At 36.5% G+C, this 19,253-nt stretch carries 19 protein-coding genes and 1 pseudogene; 16 read left to right on the top strand and 4 right to left on the bottom strand.

The features are described 5' to 3' along the window. The first annotated feature begins 4 nt into the window (after positions 1-4). The 7 genes and pseudogenes from DCC35_RS03935 (at position 5) to DCC35_RS03910 (ending at position 4,407) form a co-directional block, all read left to right on the top strand. Entirely contained in the window at positions 5-1,135 is a 1,131-nt protein-coding gene (locus DCC35_RS03935) for an ABC transporter substrate-binding protein (RefSeq protein WP_137089561.1), read from the top strand. Further along, positions 1,132-2,154 carry an iron ABC transporter permease gene (locus DCC35_RS03930; RefSeq protein ID WP_137089560.1) on the top strand — a complete coding sequence of 341 codons (1,023 nt, stop codon included), beginning with the start codon at positions 1,132-1,134 and terminating at the stop codon, positions 2,152-2,154. The genes DCC35_RS03935 and DCC35_RS03930 overlap by 4 nt, the downstream gene beginning before the upstream one ends. Then, positions 2,151-2,582, top strand: coding sequence for an ATP-binding cassette domain-containing protein (locus DCC35_RS03925; protein ID WP_137089559.1), 432 nt, complete (start codon positions 2,151-2,153; stop codon positions 2,580-2,582). The genes DCC35_RS03930 and DCC35_RS03925 overlap by 4 nt, the downstream gene beginning before the upstream one ends. Next, positions 2,576-2,662: pseudogene (locus DCC35_RS22005) on the top strand (hypothetical protein); the annotation flags it as partial. The gene DCC35_RS03925 and the pseudogene DCC35_RS22005, both read left to right, overlap by 7 nt. A 33-nt stretch (positions 2,663-2,695) precedes the next feature. After that, a complete protein-coding gene (locus DCC35_RS03920; RefSeq protein WP_246070271.1) occupies positions 2,696-3,136 on the top strand; it encodes a hypothetical protein in 441 nt (146 codons plus the stop codon). An 81-nt stretch (positions 3,137-3,217) separates the two neighbouring features. Beyond that, positions 3,218-3,385: a WG repeat-containing protein gene (locus tag DCC35_RS03915; protein ID WP_137089558.1), complete on the top strand. Its 168-nt coding sequence runs from the start codon at positions 3,218-3,220 to the stop codon at positions 3,383-3,385. An 11-nt stretch (positions 3,386-3,396) separates the two neighbouring features. Beyond that, positions 3,397-4,407 carry a WG repeat-containing protein gene (locus DCC35_RS03910; RefSeq protein WP_137089557.1) on the top strand — a complete coding sequence of 337 codons (1,011 nt, stop codon included), beginning with the start codon at positions 3,397-3,399 and terminating at the stop codon, positions 4,405-4,407. A gap of 71 nt (positions 4,408-4,478) precedes the next feature. Here the strand turns inward: DCC35_RS03910 and DCC35_RS03905 are convergent, their stop codons facing one another. Then, on the bottom strand, positions 4,479-5,102 hold the full coding sequence (locus tag DCC35_RS03905; RefSeq protein ID WP_137089556.1) for a DUF547 domain-containing protein: 624 nt from the start codon (positions 5,100-5,102) through the stop codon (positions 4,479-4,481). 249 nt (positions 5,103-5,351) lie between these two features. Here DCC35_RS03905 and DCC35_RS21710 point away from each other — a divergent pair, with 249 nt between their 5' ends. From DCC35_RS21710 to DCC35_RS03870, 6 genes are all read left to right on the top strand, one after another. Continuing rightward, complete coding sequence (locus tag DCC35_RS21710) at positions 5,352-8,228, top strand: FAD-dependent oxidoreductase (RefSeq protein ID WP_175402706.1); 2,877 nt, start codon at positions 5,352-5,354, stop codon at positions 8,226-8,228. A gap of 65 nt (positions 8,229-8,293) precedes the next feature. Continuing rightward, positions 8,294-8,989 carry a glycosyltransferase family 2 protein gene (locus tag DCC35_RS03890; RefSeq protein ID WP_137089555.1) on the top strand — a complete coding sequence of 232 codons (696 nt, stop codon included), beginning with the start codon at positions 8,294-8,296 and terminating at the stop codon, positions 8,987-8,989. Next, the gene (locus DCC35_RS03885; RefSeq protein WP_137089554.1) at positions 8,979-10,445 is read left to right on the top strand and encodes a cellulose synthase family protein; all 1,467 of its coding nucleotides are present in this window, start codon (positions 8,979-8,981) and stop codon (positions 10,443-10,445) included. Before DCC35_RS03890 ends, DCC35_RS03885 begins: the two co-directional genes overlap by 11 nt. A gap of 7 nt (positions 10,446-10,452) precedes the next feature. Then, positions 10,453-11,778 carry a glycosyltransferase 87 family protein gene (locus DCC35_RS03880; protein WP_137089553.1) on the top strand — a complete coding sequence of 442 codons (1,326 nt, stop codon included), beginning with the start codon at positions 10,453-10,455 and terminating at the stop codon, positions 11,776-11,778. Further along, a complete protein-coding gene (locus tag DCC35_RS03875) occupies positions 11,775-12,377 on the top strand; it encodes a TIGR04282 family arsenosugar biosynthesis glycosyltransferase (protein ID WP_137089552.1) in 603 nt (200 codons plus the stop codon). The genes DCC35_RS03880 and DCC35_RS03875 overlap by 4 nt, the downstream gene beginning before the upstream one ends. Next, positions 12,374-13,204 carry a hypothetical protein gene (locus DCC35_RS03870; RefSeq protein WP_137089551.1) on the top strand — a complete coding sequence of 277 codons (831 nt, stop codon included), beginning with the start codon at positions 12,374-12,376 and terminating at the stop codon, positions 13,202-13,204. The genes DCC35_RS03875 and DCC35_RS03870 overlap by 4 nt, the downstream gene beginning before the upstream one ends. On the opposite strand, the gene DCC35_RS03865 is transcribed toward DCC35_RS03870, so the two are convergent. Further along, positions 13,201-13,884 carry a Crp/Fnr family transcriptional regulator gene (locus DCC35_RS03865; RefSeq protein WP_137089550.1) on the bottom strand — a complete coding sequence of 228 codons (684 nt, stop codon included), beginning with the start codon at positions 13,882-13,884 and terminating at the stop codon, positions 13,201-13,203. The two genes, DCC35_RS03870 and DCC35_RS03865, sit on opposite strands and share 4 nt — an antisense overlap. 149 nt (positions 13,885-14,033) lie before the next feature. On the opposite strand from DCC35_RS03865, the gene DCC35_RS03860 reads away from it, so the two are divergent. From DCC35_RS03860 to DCC35_RS03850, 3 genes are read left to right on the top strand one after another with little or no spacing between them, the layout of a single operon-like run. Next, on the top strand, positions 14,034-14,567 hold the full coding sequence (locus DCC35_RS03860; protein ID WP_137089549.1) for a CopD family protein: 534 nt from the start codon (positions 14,034-14,036) through the stop codon (positions 14,565-14,567). A 7-nt stretch (positions 14,568-14,574) separates the two neighbouring features. Next, positions 14,575-15,249: an SCO family protein gene (locus tag DCC35_RS03855; RefSeq protein WP_137089548.1), complete on the top strand. Its 675-nt coding sequence runs from the start codon at positions 14,575-14,577 to the stop codon at positions 15,247-15,249. 2 nt (positions 15,250-15,251) lie between these two features. Further along, a complete protein-coding gene (locus DCC35_RS03850; protein WP_137089547.1) occupies positions 15,252-15,710 on the top strand; it encodes a c-type cytochrome in 459 nt (152 codons plus the stop codon). A gap of 26 nt (positions 15,711-15,736) precedes the next feature. On the opposite strand, the gene DCC35_RS03845 is transcribed toward DCC35_RS03850, so the two are convergent. Together DCC35_RS03845 and DCC35_RS03840 are read right to left on the bottom strand one after the other, a co-directional pair. Continuing rightward, positions 15,737-16,201: a hypothetical protein gene (locus DCC35_RS03845; RefSeq protein ID WP_137089546.1), complete on the bottom strand. Its 465-nt coding sequence runs from the start codon at positions 16,199-16,201 to the stop codon at positions 15,737-15,739. After that, on the bottom strand, positions 16,198-19,242 hold the full coding sequence (locus DCC35_RS03840; protein WP_137089545.1) for a PAS domain-containing hybrid sensor histidine kinase/response regulator: 3,045 nt from the start codon (positions 19,240-19,242) through the stop codon (positions 16,198-16,200). Before DCC35_RS03840 ends, DCC35_RS03845 begins: the two co-directional genes overlap by 4 nt. Between the last annotated feature and the right edge of the window lie 11 nt (positions 19,243-19,253).

Here is a 19,253-nt window from a genome sequence, read left to right as displayed (position 1 = left end):
ATTAATGAAAACTGACCTCAGACTTATTTATCTAATATTGATCCTGACAATTGCTTTCTCAGGATGCAAAAAACAAAATTCAGAAGGAGACAAATCAACTTCTGAAATAATAAAAAATGATTATGCCGAAGGCTTTTCAATCACCAAAACAAAAGACGGATACCTGCTAAGATTATTTGATGTTAATAATTCAAACCCATTAAATGAGATCTTCTTAACAGAAAAAAAATCAGAAGAAAACACAAATTATCAACAGCTTGAAATTCCTTTAAAAAAGACAATAATCGGATCGTCTACTTTTATAGGTTTTCTTAATACGCTTAATAAAATAGAAGTTATTCAGGGATTTCCCGGCAAGCAACTAGTGTACAATCAAAAGCTGCTCGATCGGATCGAAAATGGTAAGGTGACTGACCTCGGAAACCAAATCTCGTGGAATGTAGAGAAAGTCGCTGAAATGAATCCCGATGCGATGATCCTGAATCTTTTTGGAGCTGAAGATCCAAGTATTGAAAATATCAGGAAGCTCGGTATACCGGTAATTTTTGTTCAGGATTACCAGGAAACACACCCATTGGGAAAAGCTGAATGGATCAAAGTATTTGGATTATTAACTGGTAAATACGACCATTCCGTAGCCATTTTCGAAGATATAAAGAACAATTACCTTTGCCTGAAAGAAAAGATCGGGAATGTAGAAAATAAACCGGGAGTAACAAGCGGGATGATTTATGAAGATGCCTGGTTTGCCCCCGGTGGAGATTCGTATATGGCTACTTTGATATCAGATGCCGGTGGAGATTATATATGGAGTGATAAAGAAGGTACCGGAGGATTACCCCTTGCAAAAGAAATTGTATTGACCCGTGCAAATCAGGCTGATTACTGGATCGGTGCAGCAGCATTTGATAATTATGCAAAATTAAAAGAGCACGATAAGTTGTTTGAATCTATCAAAGCCGTTGAAAATAAGAATGTGTATACTTACATTGGAAAAATAAGGGAAAATGGCGGTAATGATTATTTTGAAACCGGCCCTGTGAATCCGGATATCCTTTTAAAAGATATCGTACTGATCTTGCATCCTGAAATGATCCAGGATCATGAACTTACTTACTACAAAGCTTTAAAATGAGTAAAACAACCATACTGATCTTTCTGGTGATCATCCTCTTTGCAGGTTTTATATTAAGCCTGTGCCTTGGGTCTGTTTTACTTTCGCCTTCGCAGATCATTGATGCGTTGTTTTCAGGTAAAAGCTCTATTTATTCTGATATAATAATAGAATACAGGTTACCAAAAGCCATAACAGCAGTGATCGCCGGCATGGCTTTATCCATCAGTGGATTATTAATGCAAAATTTCTTCAGAAACCCACTGGCCGGACCATTTGTCCTGGGGGTAAGTAGTGGTGCAGGATTATTTGTGGCTATATTAATAATGACCGGATGGTATGCAGGCCTTTCCCTGGGTAGCATAGATATTCATCAGTCAACCATGGTCAGTTTTGCTGCTATAATTGGGGCTATGGCTGTTTTGTTGCTATTGCTTTTAATTCAGTCGATCAATAAAGATTATACCACGCTACTCATTGTCGGGCTCATGATCTCATCGGCAGTCAGTGCGGTGATCAGCCTGATTCAGTATTTCAGTCAGTCACAAGATATCCAGCGATATTTATTATGGACCATGGGAAGCCTGGGTGCATTGAGCTGGTGGGAAATTTCAGGCCTTGTTATCGCATTATTGGTTTGTGTTACTGTATTAATAGTAATTATAAAACCACTAAACGCTCTTAACCTTGGAGAGTCATACGCATTATCAATGGGAGTAAAAGTTCAGACGGTAAGAATTTTAATATTGCTTACCTCAGGAGTACTGGCGGGAATGATCACAGCATATTGCGGGCCGATTGGATTTATTGGTTTGGCAGTTCCTCACTTAAGCAGGCAATTTTTAAAGACTTTTCATCCTGCATGGCTGATTCCCGGTACGGCAATTACAGGTGGAGCAATTCTGCTATTTTGTGATATTATCGCACAAGTACCGGGGATGGACTTTGTGCTACCGATAAACACTGTCACTGCTCTTTTCGGTGCACCGTGGGTCATTATTTATTTACTTAGAAAAAAACTAAGCGGTACTTTTAATTGATAAACAAATTTAACGATATCGCCCTTGAATTTGACTCCTTGTCTATAGGTTACTCAAAAAATGAACCGGTGGCTACCAATCTATCTGCTAAAGTTAACTGGGGTGAGAATATCGCTCTGGTAGGCCAAAACGGAAGTGGTAAATCAACTCTCTTAAAAACCTTAAGTCTTTTACAGCCCAAATTAGACGGAAGTATATCTATCAATGGAAAGGATTCGGACCATTTAGACGATAAAGATAAGGCCCAGTTTACAGGGATTGTTCTGACACGAAGAGAAGTAATAGCCAACATGACTGTAGAAGACCTGGTCATGCTCGGACGATACCCTTTTACACCGTGGCATGGCAGGTTAACTAAAGAAGATCTGAAAAAAGTCAGCAATGCCCTTGAAGCAACCGGAATTTATAAAAAAGAAAATCCCTGTTAAGCGAGCTGAGCGATGGACAACTTCAAAAAGCATGGATAGCCAGAGTTCTGGCCCAAGAAAGCAAAATCCTGTTTTTGGATGAGCCAACTTCCTTTCTGGATCAACCCAGCAAAATGGAGATTTTTGGCTTGGTCTCAGACCTGGTGAGAAAAGAAAATAAAACGGTGATCACAGCAACTCATGACCTCGACCTGGCAATTCAAAAATGTCATCGGTTTTGGTTACTTAATGAAAGAGGCGAGCTGGTAGATAAACTTCCGGAAGAACTGATAATGGATGGTTCGATCAATGATCTTTTTGCCGGAAAAGGATTTGAATTCGATTTGGACCAGGGGAGATTTATTCGAAAAAATAATTTTTCCAGAAAATATAAAATAGAAGGATCTCCACATTTGGTAAAATGGGTTGAGCATGCATTTAATAAACACAACATCCCGGAAAACATCCCGGAAATAGTATCAGTGACAGAAAACGACAAAAAACTGATCTATAGGTTAGGGAAAAAAACGTTTTCGCAAATGTCACAATTTCTGGAAACGATAAAAACCCTGTAATATTTAAACAGTTGAAATTATTATTTTTATAAAATCATTTTTTATATTGGAAGACATTTTTTCGATTTTAACCTAACTAATATGAGATCTTTTTACTTCATTCTAGCACTAATTTTAAGTGTGAATGTATCTTTTGCGCAAAACCTGATTCCTTTTCGCAAAGGAGATAAGTGGGGATATGTCAACAAAGCTAAAAAAGTAATCATCGATTTTAAATATGACAATGCTAACCCTTTTCAGAGGGCTTAGCTGCAGTGGAGATGAATGGAAGGGTTGGATTTATTGATGAAACAGGAAAGCTTGTTATCCCTTTTCAATATTCAAAACTAATAGAAGACTTCGAGAATGGTCTTGCCAAGGTACTTAAAGGAAACGACTTAGGCATGATCAATATGAAAGGCAAAGAAGTCGTTAAATTTGGTGAGTATGATAAAATTTCCGGCTGGAATGGTGACCTCGCTCCTGTTTTTAAAGACGGTTTGTGGGGCTTTATTAATGAAAGTGGTCGGGAAGTAATCAAGGCACAATATCAAAGTGTTCCTTTCGCAAGAATTTTCACTGAAGTAGCTCCTATCATCTGCGTTAAGAAACGAAACAAATGGGGCTACATTGATAGAAAAGGTAAAGTTGTTGTTCCTTTTGCATATGAAGATGCACTCTGGTTTACAGAAGGCATGGGAGCAGTAAAACTCAATGACAAATGGGGTTTTGTCAACCAGCAGGGAATGATCATCATCCCTTTCAAATATGAAGATGTTGACCATTTTTCCGAAGGCCGGGCTGCGGTAAGATTAAATGAGAGATGGGGATATATAGATAAAAAAGGGAACCGAATAACCGAATTTGAATATGACCTGCCTGTTGTAAAGTTTTCCGGTGGTTATGCTATGGTCAACCAGGATGGCAAAATTGGTTTTATTGATAAAAACGGAAAGGAAATAATCAAACCCAAATACGATTTCGGAGGTCCTTTTGTAAATGGTTATGCAGTTGTTGGAGACAAGGGGCAGGCCGGTGTTATCAATACTGATGGAAAAACAATTGTGCCATTCTATTACGATAAAATGAGTGAGTTTTTCGGAAACGGACTTATTAAAGTGTATAAGAACGGTAAATACGGGCTTGTATCTGTCGATAATAAGCAAGTGACCGATATAAAATATGACCGTATTGGAACTCCATTAAGTAATATGAATAATGGCCTGATCGAAGTGAGAGTGAAAGGAGTCAGAGGGTTTATCGATCCGAATGGCAACGAATATTTTGAATAATTACTTCCTGTAAAATATAAAAAGAGGCTGTGTAAAAACAGCCTCTTAATCAACAACCAATTTATTTAAATTCAATAGAGGATGTTTAATCCCCAATCGTATTTATAATATGTTATTGTATACGAATTTGGGATATCCTTGGTTTTATATTTATTGATCCAGCTGATCAGGTCTTTATCAGCAGATGTAAAATCCTTTTTATACCATTCAAATATTTGATTCAACTCTATTTTATTGTTTGAGGTATTAATTCGTATAAAACCCGGATCATCTAGTGCTTTTTTTGTTCGAATATCTAATTGCTGATCAAGTTGGGATGGCCTGTATGCAAAATTGGCTAGTTCGGGGCAACTATTCGCTGCACAGCTGAAAGCAAAATGAACTCTTGGGTCACCATATTTAAATATGACTTTCCCTTTCTCTATCTTATCTAGTGTGAGTTTTTCACCAGCCACATCATGCTTGATCATATTAAAAAAGCCGTTTTTATTTATCGCAGACTTAAGTGGATAGTATTTAACGATTTGATGAATTACAATGATATTGTACGCATTAATGTAAAATGCTGTTAATTCATTTTTACTTTTTCCAGCCACTTTAACAGTAGAAAGCATGTTATACAGGTTATTTATTTCCGTGGGATTCTTCTTAATTTCCGGATAAGCAACCTTGCCGTTTTTAACATGCTTTTTCAAAAACTCATCTGCTTTGTCAATAAATGTATAGTATTCATTATTGGCAAACAGCGTATTGATTGACAGAAAAAAATTAATACCAGTGGATATTTCATAATAAAAAAATTTAGTGTTTTAGTGTTAAAAATAAATATATACCGCCCGATATAAATTTTTTGTCTCCGTAGGGACAATTGACATGATTAAAGGTTCAGAAACACCACTACTTTTATATAAATTGGGGAAATTGAAATTGAATAACTGCCATTAATGGAAAAGATCGTGATCATAGGAAATGGTATCTCAGGTGTGACCTTTGCAAGGTTCATGAGAAAATTGGGATACCGGGATCAATTAATAATAATCTCATCAGAAACTAAACATTTCTTCTCCAGAACTGCTTTGATGTATATCTATATGGGACATATGGAATATAAGCACACCAAGCCATATGAAGATTTTTTCTGGTCTGAAAATAATATTGATCTGGTGTATGATCATGTAAAAAAGGTTAACACTGATAACAAATCACTAAAATTAGAATCTGGGGAACAGATCAGCTATGATAAGCTGGTTATTGCCACCGGATCAAGGCCTAATTTTTTCGGATGGCCGGGAGAAGGTTATGAAGGTATCCAGGGTTTATACAGCTATCAGGACCTTCAGAAGATGGAGAAAAACACGGAGGGAATTAAACAGGCGATTATCATCGGAGGTGGCCTCATTGGTGTCGAAATGGCTGAAATGCTTAGAACCAGAGATATAAAAGTAACATTCCTGGTTCGTGAAAGTCATTTCTGGGGAAATGTACTTCCTGAAGAAGAAGCTCAAATGATCGCTGATCATATGAGAAAACACCATGTTGACCTGAGGTTTAATACCGAAGCCTGTGAGTGTAAAAGTAAGAATGGCAAAAGAGTTAGCAGTGTACTGACAAAAAAAGGAGAAGAATTTGAGGCTGACTTCGTTGGCATCACTGCCGGTGTATCTCCAAATATTGAATTTTTAAAAGATTCAAATATTGAAACTGATAAAGGTGTGCTTATCGATGAAAAGTTCAGGACATCAGTTGATGATATTTATGCAATAGGAGATTGTGTTCAACATAAAAATCCACCAGAAGGCCGTAGAAACATAGAACAAGTATGGTATACGGGTAGAATTATGGGGGAAACGCTGGCTCAAATCCTAACCGGAAAAAACATAGATTATAATCCCGGCCCCTGGTTTAACTCGGCTAAATTCTTTGACATAGAATATCAAACCTACGGAATGGTTAATTCTGAAAAGCAGGAAAATGAAAACAGATTTTACTGGAAGCATCCCAAAAACAACGTCGCCGTACATATCGCATTTGATAAAAACACAGAAAGGTTTATCGGGATAAATAATTTTGGCATCAGGTTGAGGCATGAGTTTTTTGATAAAAAGATCAAAATGAAAGCTTCGGTTGGTGATGTTATGTCTGAATTGAAAGAAGCTACTTTTGATCCGGAGTTTTTTAAAAGTTATGAAGATGAAATAATCTCAGAGTTTAAGACCACCTATCCTGAAATTGAAATGAAAAGCCAGCAAAAACCCTGGTATAAAAAGATTTTGCATAATATGAATACTATTCAGAAAATCGGTATAATAGCATTTTGTTCTTCTCTGGCAATATTCATTAGCTTATTGTTCTCATCATCATTTACGCTGACCAGTGAAATCACCAAAAATACAATAGATGAATCATCCCATTTAGAAAGTCTGTATCCCGGACTTGAAAAAATCTATGGCAGGCAACTCGGTAAATTAGAGTTTATTTCCGAAGTAAACTCAGTTAAGGAATCGGTAAACCAGCAATTTAAAGATAAGGGAGAATGGGATAAAGTAATTTACACAGACTACACCTTATCATTGACAAGAGCTTCACTTTCAGGGCCTGTCAAATCTAATACTCTTCTATGGCTGTTAGCCATTCTTAGCTTAGGTATTATTGGTTCTTTAATGTATATCAGTCAGAAATGGAAAAATCAGCCCGCAGGAATAAAAAATGACCACCTTATGTTCAGGTCAATGACCAATCGGGGTGTCATTGGAATAGCCCTGGGGATCTTCCTGATTCTTTTCTATATCTTCTTATACAAACTTCCCGCCTACATTATCGAATGGATAATGCTTTTTGATCCAGTTACAATGCTGATCAAAGGCGAAACCGCAAGTCAATGGTTTATGTATGGGTTTTTCTATACCATGGCAATTTTGATCATGGGTATCAGAATGTTTAAAAAATACCGTCATAGTAATTATCAGTTATTAAGGACGGCATCCGTAATGTTCTTTCAGGTCAGCTTTGCATTTATTATTCCTGAAATACTCTACATTCTTAATCTTCCTTCAGTAGATCTTAAAAATATCTGGCCGTTGGATTACACATTCTTCTTTGAATACAGAATAAATGAATATATAGAATCCGGAACGATAGGTATTTGGATGATGGTCTGGGGCATAATCCTGATTATAATAGGCGTACCCCTTCTTACTTATTTTTATGGTAAAAGATGGTACTGTAGCTGGGTCTGCGGATGCGGAGGATTAGCAGAAACTCTCGGTGATCCATACAGACACCTGAGTGATAAGTCATTAAAATCATGGAAAATAGAAAGAGTGCTGGTTCATTCTGTATTAGTATTCTCCGTGGTTATGACCGGAGCAGTTCTCTATACATATTTCACGGGAAAAGCAAATATTATTGGCATCAGCAGTTACGATATAAGAAGCTGGTACGGGTTTGGTATCGGATTTATATTTTCCGGGGCGATCGGAACCGGTTTTTATCCGTTTATGGGTAATAGGGTCTGGTGCCGCTTCGGGTGTCCATTAGCTGCTTACCTGGGACTCGTTCAACGATTTAAATCAAGATTCCGAATAACGACAAATGGAGGGCAATGCATATCATGCGGTAACTGCTCCACTTATTGTGAAATGGGTATTGATGTAAGATGGTATGCACAAAGAGGTCAGAATATTATCAGGTCTTCCTGTGTTGGTTGCGGTGTATGTTCTTCGGTTTGCCCAAGAGGAGTACTAAACCTTGAAGTTAAAGATGGCAAAGGAAGATTTGGAGACAAAGTTCTGACTGGTAATGAAAACACTGTTTCGGCCTAAATGAATTGCTCCAGACCTTGTTATGACTGATGTTGGATCGTAATTTTGCCATTTTTTAACCTCTTATGAAAAGAAAGCCGGATATAAGGATAATAATACCTGCCTTTAATGAAGAAAATGCCGTGGGGAAGGTCGTAAATGAAATACCCATGGACATCGTTAAAGAGGTGATAGTGGTAAATAATGGATCTGTAGATCAAACTTCGAAAGAGGCATCAAAAGCAGGTGCTACTGTGCTCGACCAACCTGAAAAAGGATATGGAAGAGCATGTTTAAAAGGTATTGATTACCTTAAAACTTGTGATAATACAGATATAGTTGTTTTTCTTGATGCTGATTATTCTGATTATCCGGAAGAAACTTACAAGCTAATTGAACCCATTACTGAGAATGGATATGATATGGTGATTGGATCAAGAGCCCTGGGTAACAGGGAAAAGGGATCCATGACTCCACAGCAAATATTTGGAAACTGGCTGGCAACCAGGATGATCAGATGGTTTTACGATGAACATTTTACTGATCTGGGGCCTTTCAGGGCTATTAAATACCAAAAATTACTTGATTTAAACATGCAGGATAAAACATATGGCTGGACAGTAGAAATGCAGGTGAAAGCTGCTAAAAATAAAATGAGATCTACCGAGGTCCCAGTGAAATACCGTCAGCGGATCGGGGTAAGCAAGGTTTCCGGCACTGTTAAAGGTACTGTGATGGCAGGATATAAAATTATTACAACGATTTTAAGATATGCAGATTAGCGTGTGGGAGTTGGTTATATTGATTATTTATATTGTGGCGCTGTTTTTTATCTTCGCCTTTAGCCTCACGCAGCTTCATCTCACCAAGGTATATAAGAAATTTAAAACACGTTCAAAACTCAAATCTCCTGAGGTAAATGATTGGCCTCGCGTGACAGTTCAACTACCCGTTTTCAATGAATTATATGTTATTGAAAGACTAATTGAATCAGTGGGCAGACTGGACTACCCAATAGATAAACTGGAAATTCAGGTACTCGATGATTCTACGGATGAATCAGTTGAAATTGCAGCAAAGAAGATAAAAGAGCTGCAGATGAAAGGAATCGATATAAAACATGTATTTCGCCCGGATAGAAGTGGTTTTAAGGCTGGTGCTCTTGATTATGGACTCAAAATTGCAAATGGGGATTTTATTGCGATCTTTGATGCTGACTTTATACCAGCTCCGGACTTTCTAAAGAAAACCGTTCCTTATTTCAGTTATTCAGATATCGGTGTGGTTCAAACGCGATGGGGACATATTAATAAAAACTATAGTATTCTCACAAAGTTGCAGGCCTTCGGGCTTGATGCGCATTTTTCCATTGAGCAGGTAGGAAGAATGGCATCCGGGAGCTTTATTAACTTCAATGGTACAGGAGGCATCTGGCGAAAAAACTGTATAATTGATGCTGGTGGATGGAATGATGATACCCTCACTGAGGACCTGGATCTATCTTATAGAGCCCAAATCTCGGGATGGAAGTTCCATTATCTGGAAGACCTCGTATCTCCGGCAGAACTCCCGATTATTATGCCTGCGGTAAAATCTCAACAGTTTAGATGGAATAAAGGTGCTGCCGAAACTGCACGTAAACATCTCAGCAAACTTTGGCAAACTGAGCTTCCTCTTAAGAATAAGATTCACGGCACTTTTCACCTTTTGAACTCCAGTGTATTTCTTTTTCTATTGGTCGCAGCTATTATCAGTGTACCCTTACTTTATATTAAAGATTCCTCTCCCGGACTAAACTGGCTTTTTGATCTTGGAACAGTATTTTTAATTGGCTTTCTGGGGTTATCGTACTATTTCTGGGAGGCCAATAAGCAAATAGGGAAATCAAAAAAATCATCCTTCTGGAAGTTTCTTAAAACATATTTCCTCTTTCTGACTATGTCTATGGGGTTGTCTCTTCATAATGCTATAGCAGTATTTGAAGGATGGATAGGAAAACGATCTCCGTTCATCAGGACTCCTAAATTTAATGTCTCAGACAAAAAATCATGGAGAAATAATCGATATCTGAATCTTACTTTTTCTCCGATGATTCTTTTAGAAGCAGTCCTTGCTCTTTATTTTTTATTTGGAATAGCTTATGGTGTTTTTATAGGAGATTACGGAATGATCCTATTTCACTTTATGCTAGCAACAGGTTTTTCAATGGTTTTTTACCACTCAGCTAAAGCAACCTGATATAAAAATGAAACCAGGATTTCAATCTGTTGGTACTAAGAATATTCTTGGAGCTACTCTCCTTATCTCCGGAATTATTATCCAGGGACTTTTCATAGAAAGAAATAATGATTTCGGTTTACTGATAACTTATCTCGTTGCTTTTTCAGGATACCTGGTCATGGTTTTTAATACCATCAACAATGACTTTAAAATAGGAACAGCAATATTTATCAGAATTATACTGATATTTATTATCCCATGGCTTTCAGAGGATATTTTCAGATTTATTTGGGATGGTGCCTTATGGAGAGAAGGCATTCATCCATTTTCTTCGACTCCTCAAGAGATTATGAATAATTCTGATCTTCCTGAAAATGTTCAGCAACTATATAGCGAACTTAATTCAAAGCAATATCACACCATATACCCGCCAGTCTACCAGGCAATTGGATACTTATCATCTTACTTACTGCCTATTTCATTATCTGCTCCAATAATTTTCATTAAGTCCATCCTGGTAGCTACTGAACTGACAATACTGAAAGCAGGCAGACGATTAAAAGTGAACAACCCAAATATCTCCAAATGGCTCACTATCTATTTACTCAACCCGCTGGTTATAATAGAAGGTGCCGGCAATGCCCATTTTGAGATTATGCTCGTTCCTGTACTGGTATTTCTTGTCTATTACGCCCATGTAAAAAAATATTTGCTTGCAGGAATTGCTCTGGGAGTTTCGGTCGCGATCAAATTATTGCCACTCATTTTTGGCCCTTTTTTACTCTTCAACTCAATTCGTGATAAAAAATTGTTCCCTTTTCTTCTGGGATCAATCATAACCACTCTGGTATTATTTTTTCCGCTATATAGTTCATCCTTTGTTGATGGAATTATTGAAAGTACTTCCCTTTACTTTCGGAAGTTTGAATTTAACGCCTCGGTATATTATCTCCTGAGAGAGGTGGGTTATATGATAAAAGGGTATAACACCATTCAAACGCTGGGTCCTTATCTTTCAATTGTTACAACTTCGATTATCCTCGGAATATCGTGGATTTACCGTAAAAAAGAAGCCTCTAAAATACTATTCTGGTTATGGGCTATTTATCTGATTTTTGCCACAACGGTCCACCCATGGTATGTAATTCCGCTGGTTGGATTATCAGTTATAAATAATTACAAATCCGGAATTATCTGGTCTTTCTTTATCTTTTATACTTACCTGGGATATAATGAAAAAGGTTACAATGAATCCTCACTTCTGCTTTATATCGAATATTCTGCAGTCTTCATTACCTTTTTATTTGATTTGAATTGGGTTAAATTTAAAAACAACCCATTGAAACGATGACCGAGACTAAATTAATAGTATTCGTAAAACAACCTGAAATAGGTAAAGTTAAGACCAGGCTTGCAAAGGATATTGGTGATAAAAAAGCCCTGGAGGTTTATAAAAAGTTATTACAAAAGACTGCGGATATAATTGAAGAAAGTCAATGGCCGACATTTGTTTATTATAAAGACCAGGTGGGCAAAAATGATTATTTCTCATTTCCCTGGGTTATCAAAAAAACTCAAAGCAACGGAGACCTCGGAAAAAAAATGCTCGATGCGTTTGTTGAAGTAAAAGAGGAAACCGAAGCAAATAAAATCATTATTATCGGTTCTGATTGCTATGATCTTTCGCTTCAGCACCTTGAAAAAGCCTCTAAAAAACTGGATGATAGTGATGTAGTAATCGGCCCTTCAAATGATGGTGGATATTACCTTTTGGGCCTGAAATCCATTAACGATGAACTTTTTTCTGGCATAGAGTGGTCCACTCCTGAGGTCCTCGATAAAACAATTGAAAAATGTAAATCGCTGGGTCTTAAAATAGATTTTATTGAACAATTAATTGATATAGATACATTAGAAGACTTGAACTCTATTAACCAAGGATCATTATGAGGAAATTAATGATATTGATCACCTTCGTAGCTTTTTCCTGCCATACCGAAAGCGGATTAAAGAAAAATAAAGAACTTTCCTGGAGTGAGCACTTTAATAATGATTGGACTAATAATAGTTTATGGGATGATGGATTAGCGGAGGTCAATATTTATGATGCTCAACGCGTGATTTATGGTGAACCCAGAAATTATGAGCAAGTTTATGTAGCAGTTAAAGAGACTTTCAATAAGGAGTTTCAGGTTAAAACTGATAATTATGAGCGTGAGGACCTTTTTGAAGTAATTAAGGTAAACTTGTTTTCAGATATCCCAACACATCGATATCCCTACCATTTTTTGATGAGCATTTTTTTTAAAAGGCAAAATCCGGATATGGTTCATAAATTAACTGTTTCTTCTCAGGAGTGGTGTGGAACCACCTTTAAAGCTATGAGAAAAAAATCTTATGGTTTTGATGAGAATTATAACAGCTATTGGGATGGTGAAGGAAGAGGCGAAAGACAGATAAAAAAACTCTGCCTCATAGAAGATCAATTAGTATTTACATTGCGTGCGTTAAAATTTAAAGATGGTCTAGCATTTTCTGCACCTGTCATGAAATCACGAATGACCTCCAAAGCGTCCAAGCCAATAATAGAGAAATCTGATTTTAAAATTTCCGAAACAGATGATGGCTGGTCAGTCCAGGTCAAGGGTCCGCATATTGGAGAAGTTAATTATCTTTTTCAAAAAGATTATCCGCATAAAATGATATTAATGGAATCCAGCGATGGAAGAATTTGGAAGTTAAAATCATCCAACAGAGATGATTACTGGGCGGACTAGGCCAGTGCTTCAAGATCTCTAAACAGAATCCTTCTTCTGTCAAAATTAATTAAGTTCTGGTCTTTTAATTCATTTAAGACTGTTGTCACGGTTTGTCTTGAGGTTCCGGTCAATGCTGCAATATCTTTATGGGTCAGGTGATTTTTAACCATTATTTCGTATCCAACTTTGGTCCCTTTTTCTTCGCCCAGCTCTTTTAAAAACTCAACAATCCTGGTTCTGGCATCTTTAAAGACAAGCGAATTAATCTTTCTCTCCATTTTTTTAAGGCGAAAACCAACGAGTTTGAGCAACTTTATACTAAGAGTTTGATCCTCCCTCATAAGTTCTTCCATATGATCGATTGTCATCTGGCATACGATAGTTTCCTTATCCATAGCCTGGGCAAAATCATTTCGTTTTCCTTCACCGCTCAGGGCCAGTTCTCCGAATAACTCCCCTTTCCCAAGAATAACTTTAAGATTTTCTTTTCCATCTTCGCTATAATTTCCAATTCTTACTCTACCCTCGGCTACCAGGTAAATTTGATCTGACGTATCGTTAGGGAAATAAATGAATTCGTCTTTATCAAACTTCATCATCTCATGGTCCTTACCAGCTGCTGCTCCTAATTTGTGAGGACACATCACTCCAAAAAGATCTACATTTTCAAAATACCATAAATCATTCCCATTGTTCATGCTTGAAAAATTAATGCTTTGTAAAGAAATATCTATCGTTTAGTTTAAATATATGATTTTTTAATATTGCTTTTCAATTAATTACTATTGAATTCAATAAACATCACTATTTTTGAACCGTAATACATTTATAACGGTAATATACTAGAATGAGTTTCTACCTATACGCAAAAGCACTTCATATAATTTTCGTTGTAAGCTGGTTTGCAGGTCTTTTTTATATTGTAAGGCTTTTTATTTATCATACAGAAGCTCTTACCGAAAAACAAGAACCTGAAAAAACTGTGCTCAGCGATCAGTTGAAGTTAATGACGGCCAGGCTATGGAAGATCATAACAGTTCCGGCATCAATCTTAACTGCAATCTTCGGATTCTGGATGGTTTATGAATTAGGTAACATTAGCGGATGGTTATGGGTTAAACTAGCATTGGTAGCCGGATTATATGGATATCACTATTGGTGCTGGAAAATTTACCGAAACTTGCAAAATGAAAAAGTGGGCTATACTTCTGATCAATTAAGAATGTTTAATGAAGGAGCTACCTTGTTTCTAATTTCCATTACTTTCATTGTGGTACTTAAAAGTGCACTAGATATGGTATATGGTGTAATCGGGCTTTTTGCAGTAATGATTCTGTTAATGTTAGGAATCAAATTATATAAAAAATACAGAAAAAATTAAGGTTAATATGATAAGAAAATATTTGGCAGCGCTTTTGATATTATCATCTGTAGCTGCGTGCAATAAAAATAACGAAAGCGGTTCGGGACAAATCATCTCTATTGATGAACCCAACAAAAAATTGGGTTATATCGGTAATTTCCAGGTAAAAGACACCGTAATTAATGGTGAAGAAATTACTGATACTATTTATCATACGATAGGTGATTTCACCCTTGTGGATCAGGATAGCAACACAGTTACAAAGGATGATATTGAAGGTAAAATTGTCGTGGCAGACTTTTTCTTTACAACCTGTCCTTCTATTTGCCCAACCATGGCTGCACAAATGCTGAGGGTTTATGAAAAATATAAAGGGAATGATGACCTGTTGATACTATCTCATAGCATCGATCCTTATAATGATACTGTTCCTGCATTAAAAGACTACGCGAATAAGCTAGGTGTAGACAATGATCAATGGTTATTTATGACTGGAGAGCTTGATGAGATCTTTAAGCTCGCTGAAAAAGAATACATGGTTACCGCTTACGAGGATCCTCAGGCTCCGGGAGGCTTTGCACATAGTGGTGCATTTGTATTAGTTGATGAAAAAGGAAGACCGCGTGGAATGTATGACGGAACTAAAAAAGATGATGTCAACCGAATGATGAACGATATCGACAGACTTTTAAAAAATTAATTATGAAGAAATATATTAGTTATCTTCCTGTACTCATATTTTTTGTTACTATGTCTTGTAATTCAAAATCAGGTAGTTCCGACTCTGAAGGATCAGGCACTGCATCAAATGAAATGAAATTTAAGCACTATATGATCGCAGGAGAACAGCTTTACAAAAAGCATTGTAGCAATTGCCATCAGGAAAACGGTGAAGGCCTGGCTTCTTTATTTCCTCCACTGGCCAAATCTGACTATATGCTTAATGATGTTGACAGAACTGTTTGCATTATTCGATATGGATTAAAAGGAGAGATCGTTGTCAATGGTAAAAAGTATAATCAACCTATGACAGCCCTGGGTTATTTATCAGATATGGAAGTAGCAGAAGTTATGACCTATGTATATAACTCCTGGGGGAATGAAAAAGGCTTAATTACTCAAAAAATGGTTAGCGAAGCATCTGAAAATTGCGAAGATTAAAATAAAACCTCAAAATGAGGCTTTATTTAATTAGCCAGACTATCAGCCTGCAATGCTTTTTCAGTTGTTTTTCTTAGCTCCTGTAGCTTGATATATTCTCCCTCAAGGTATTCGATTGCCATAGTATCTACCATAGCATCGTATTCTGTAACCTTATCCTTTGCAACTCCTTTCCTTTTGAAATTCATCATCCACGCTCTCATTTCATTTTGGGCTGTCAATATCTCGAGATGCGCTTTTTTAAGATTTGTATAATAAACGTTATTAACAGTATCTCCTGCTACTGAAATTGAATCGAGCTGCTTTTCAACATTACTTCGCATTTTATTTAATGTCGTGGCAGGGTTCATAAGTTCGTCATGCTCATGCATCACTACATTGTATAGAGAATCACGTTTTGAACTAAGGTCCTCTTCAGATTCCTGGTTATCACCACAGCTACCTAATGACAATAAACAAATAAACGAAAGTGAATAAATTAAATATTTCATATTTCTACGTTGTCAATTCTTTTCTTCAGTATATTAATAATGTTATCTATCGTATTAAAGACTTTTTCAACTTCAGCTTCCTTTTCTTCTGTAGTAAGACCATTTTCCAATGCTTTTCTGGAATTATTAATCTGATCCAGCAATTCGTTTGCTTCCAGGAATTTAAGCATTGATTTTATCTTGTGCACGACATCAGAAATTACATCATAATCTTCCTCTTGATAAGGTAATTTGTACCTTACCTTAAATTCATCCAACTGAGTTATATATGAAGTTACAAATTCTTCCTCGAAGGTTTGGTTTCCATCTGTCAGGTAGTCTATTTTTTGGAGGTTTATCAATGAATCTTTAATCAACCCTTCAGTCGGATCCCCGGGAATCATGTCTTGAGGTTCTTTTATTCTGTCAGATTTTACAAACTTAGATATCTTTTTATAAAGATCTGCCGGATGAAAAGGCTTAGAGATCAGGTCATTCATCTTAGCATTTTCTACTTTTTCCCTTACTTCATCAAGTACATGGGCAGTTAGAGCTATAATAGGCACTTTATTTACTTTACTACTAGTATGTGCCCGAATTCTTCTCGCAGCCTTAATACCATCCATTACTGGCATTTGAAGATCCATTAAAATAAGGTCATACTCATTTATTGAAGCCTTTTCCACTGCTTCTTCTCCATTTATCGCAGTATCAATCAGCATGCCCCACTTTAATAAAAATCGTTTGGCAATATTTAGGTTTACCGGATTATCCTCTGCGACAAGTACTTTTATACCCTTTAATACTCCGGTGTTTTTAGAATTAACTTCACTAATACCATCACCTAAAATTAATTTACTGCTTTTCTTCAGTTTTAAAACAAAACTAAATTTAGAGCCTTCACCGTATGAACTTTCCAAATTGATCTCACTTCCCATTAATTCGAGTAATCTCTTAGTAATAGCAAGTCCCAGCCCTGTCCCACCAAACTTTCGGGTAGTATCAGATCCTGCTTGTTCGAATCTTTCGAAGATAAGCTTATGCTTTTCCTCAGGAATACCAATACCAGTATCCTCAACAGCAAAAGAAATAAACACCGACTCTTCATCCTCCGATTCAAGTCCGATATCCAGTATCACAGAGCCCCTGTCAGTAAATTTTATAGCGTTACTTACAAGATTTGTGATAACCTGACCTAACCTGACCTGATCACCAATAACTATGTCAGGGATACCCATATCTATCCTTACTTTGAAAGAAATGTTCTTTTCTTCTGCTTTAGGTGATAATGACTGGCGAATACCACTGACAAGAGACGGAAGTGAAAAATCAATGTTCTCGATTGAGATTTTTCCTGCTTCAATTTTATTAAAATCAAGAACATCATTAATCAATACCAACAGATTATCAGCTGAAAATTTTAATGTTTTCAAACTTTCAATTTGTTCAGGCTTTGGAGACTCATCCAGTAGTAAATGGGTCATTCCAATCACTGCATTAAGTGGTGTTCTTATTTCATGACTCATTGTGGATAAAAAGAATGCTTTTGCTTCTGAAGATTCTTCTGCTCGCTTTTTGCTATCTATCAGTTCATTTTCCTGGATTTTCCAGTTTGTTATTTCTTCAGAAAAAATAATTATTCCTCCAATTTCATAATTTTCGTCAAACCAAGGTCTTACCTCCCATCTAAACCATCTTTTGTTTCCCTTTTTGTCGATGATCATTTCTTCCTCTTCATATTCGATGGCTCCATTCAGACACCTTCTATGGATATTTCGCCATTCCTGTGATGCATTTGGAAACAAATCATAATAAGGCCTGCCTAAGTATTCTTTTTCTCTCAAATTATAATCATCCACCCATTTGCCACTTGCAGCAATAAAGTTCATCTCCTTGTCAAACATGGCCAATGGCACCGGCACCGTTTTAACAAAAGATTCAAGTTGTTGCTTTTTAAGGAAAAACAACTTTTCTCTTTGCTTTATATCGGTAATATCCTGAACCATGGAATAAACCCCCTTTATTGTTCCTCGCTCACTATAGCTTGGTCTCCCGGTATACTTGAAAATCTTTTTGGTGTTATCCTGAGTAATGTGGGTAATCTCTAATTCGAAGGTATCACCTCCCTGACTAGCCCCTTCCATTGCTTTAAAGAATTTAGCAGAATCATCCAGATCGATAGTGTCGACAAATGTTTCGAGGTCAATTTTATGGCTATTTGAACAGATATTAAAAAGCTCACATAGTATCGGAGACAATTCCACTTCCTGATTCTCAAGGCTAATCTCAATTACCCCTGTCCTGGTCATCCTTTGCGATTCGAAAAGTTGTTGTTCTCTATAGGCTATCTCATCCCTTAATACCTCATTATCCGCATTTTTATCAAAAAGGGCCCTGCTTAATTTCTTATTATCGTTATCAACTCTATTTATTAGTGATTTATACCTGTTGCTTTCATCCTGTAATTCCAGGTTTTTGCTACGAATATTATCAATTTTAGCTTTAAGTAGATTATACTTTATTATTTGATGATTAAATGCATAAGACAATGTAAAGGTAGCCAGGGCGACAACAACATAGTATCCGTATAGTAAATGTTGTGAAAAACTTATCCATAAATCCGTGTCATGAAGCAAGGGATATACAATATCTAAAAGTGCAATAAGTAGCAGTATTATGACTATATTACTATAGTAGTTAGCTTTACTTCTTAGTGAAGCTCCGGTAAGTAACGGGATGATACAAGCCCCAATTAATACTATATGGACAGAATACCTGAATGCTACTAAATGGGAGGTGGTTAGAAATTCTGAGGAAATAGTTACTACTGAAACCAGACCAATGTAAATATAAAAAAGTATATGTTTACTGAGTCTAAATTTCCCTTTAGGATCTATTAAGTAATAAATAAATAAAACTATAAATGACAACCCTCCGGCTATGACCGAGGAATAAGTTTCCGCATTCATTAATAATGCGATTAGCAAAATTAAAGAGGTGAGTAAAATAAAACGATAAACCTTAACGTATATATATGATGAATGCTTTTCGAGGCTATTCATATCTTAACTTT

It is taken from the genome of Mangrovivirga cuniculi, assembly GCF_005166025.1.
Lineage (GTDB): Bacteria > Bacteroidota > Bacteroidia > Cytophagales > Cyclobacteriaceae > Mangrovivirga > Mangrovivirga cuniculi.
This window is presented reverse-complemented; position numbering and strand designations above follow the sequence as displayed.

Excerpts from the sequence above, each read along its gene's own strand:
- DCC35_RS03915 (WP_137089558.1), top strand. The coding sequence starts at position 3,218 with ATGAGATCTTTTTACTTCATTCTAGCACTAATTTTAAGTGTGAATGTA.
- DCC35_RS03840 (WP_137089545.1), bottom strand. The coding sequence starts at position 19,242 with ATGAATAGCCTCGAAAAGCATTCATCATATATATACGTTAAGGTTTAT.
- DCC35_RS03850 (WP_137089547.1), top strand. The coding sequence starts at position 15,252 with ATGAAGAAATATATTAGTTATCTTCCTGTACTCATATTTTTTGTTACT.
- DCC35_RS03885 (WP_137089554.1), top strand. The coding sequence starts at position 8,979 with ATGCAGATTAGCGTGTGGGAGTTGGTTATATTGATTATTTATATTGTG.
- DCC35_RS03860 (WP_137089549.1), top strand. The coding sequence starts at position 14,034 with ATGAGTTTCTACCTATACGCAAAAGCACTTCATATAATTTTCGTTGTA.
- DCC35_RS03935 (WP_137089561.1), top strand. The coding sequence starts at position 5 with ATGAAAACTGACCTCAGACTTATTTATCTAATATTGATCCTGACAATT.
- DCC35_RS03890 (WP_137089555.1), top strand. The coding sequence starts at position 8,294 with ATGAAAAGAAAGCCGGATATAAGGATAATAATACCTGCCTTTAATGAA.
- DCC35_RS03930 (WP_137089560.1), top strand. The coding sequence starts at position 1,132 with ATGAGTAAAACAACCATACTGATCTTTCTGGTGATCATCCTCTTTGCA.
- DCC35_RS03875 (WP_137089552.1), top strand. The coding sequence starts at position 11,775 with ATGACCGAGACTAAATTAATAGTATTCGTAAAACAACCTGAAATAGGT.
- DCC35_RS03870 (WP_137089551.1), top strand. The coding sequence starts at position 12,374 with ATGAGGAAATTAATGATATTGATCACCTTCGTAGCTTTTTCCTGCCAT.
- DCC35_RS03845 (WP_137089546.1), bottom strand. The coding sequence starts at position 16,201 with ATGAAATATTTAATTTATTCACTTTCGTTTATTTGTTTATTGTCATTA.
- DCC35_RS03910 (WP_137089557.1), top strand. The coding sequence starts at position 3,397 with ATGAATGGAAGGGTTGGATTTATTGATGAAACAGGAAAGCTTGTTATC.
- DCC35_RS21710 (WP_175402706.1), top strand. The coding sequence starts at position 5,352 with ATGGAAAAGATCGTGATCATAGGAAATGGTATCTCAGGTGTGACCTTT.
- DCC35_RS03920 (WP_246070271.1), top strand. The coding sequence starts at position 2,696 with ATGGAGATTTTTGGCTTGGTCTCAGACCTGGTGAGAAAAGAAAATAAA.
- DCC35_RS03865 (WP_137089550.1), bottom strand. The coding sequence starts at position 13,884 with ATGAACAATGGGAATGATTTATGGTATTTTGAAAATGTAGATCTTTTT.
- DCC35_RS03880 (WP_137089553.1), top strand. The coding sequence starts at position 10,453 with ATGAAACCAGGATTTCAATCTGTTGGTACTAAGAATATTCTTGGAGCT.
- DCC35_RS03855 (WP_137089548.1), top strand. The coding sequence starts at position 14,575 with ATGATAAGAAAATATTTGGCAGCGCTTTTGATATTATCATCTGTAGCT.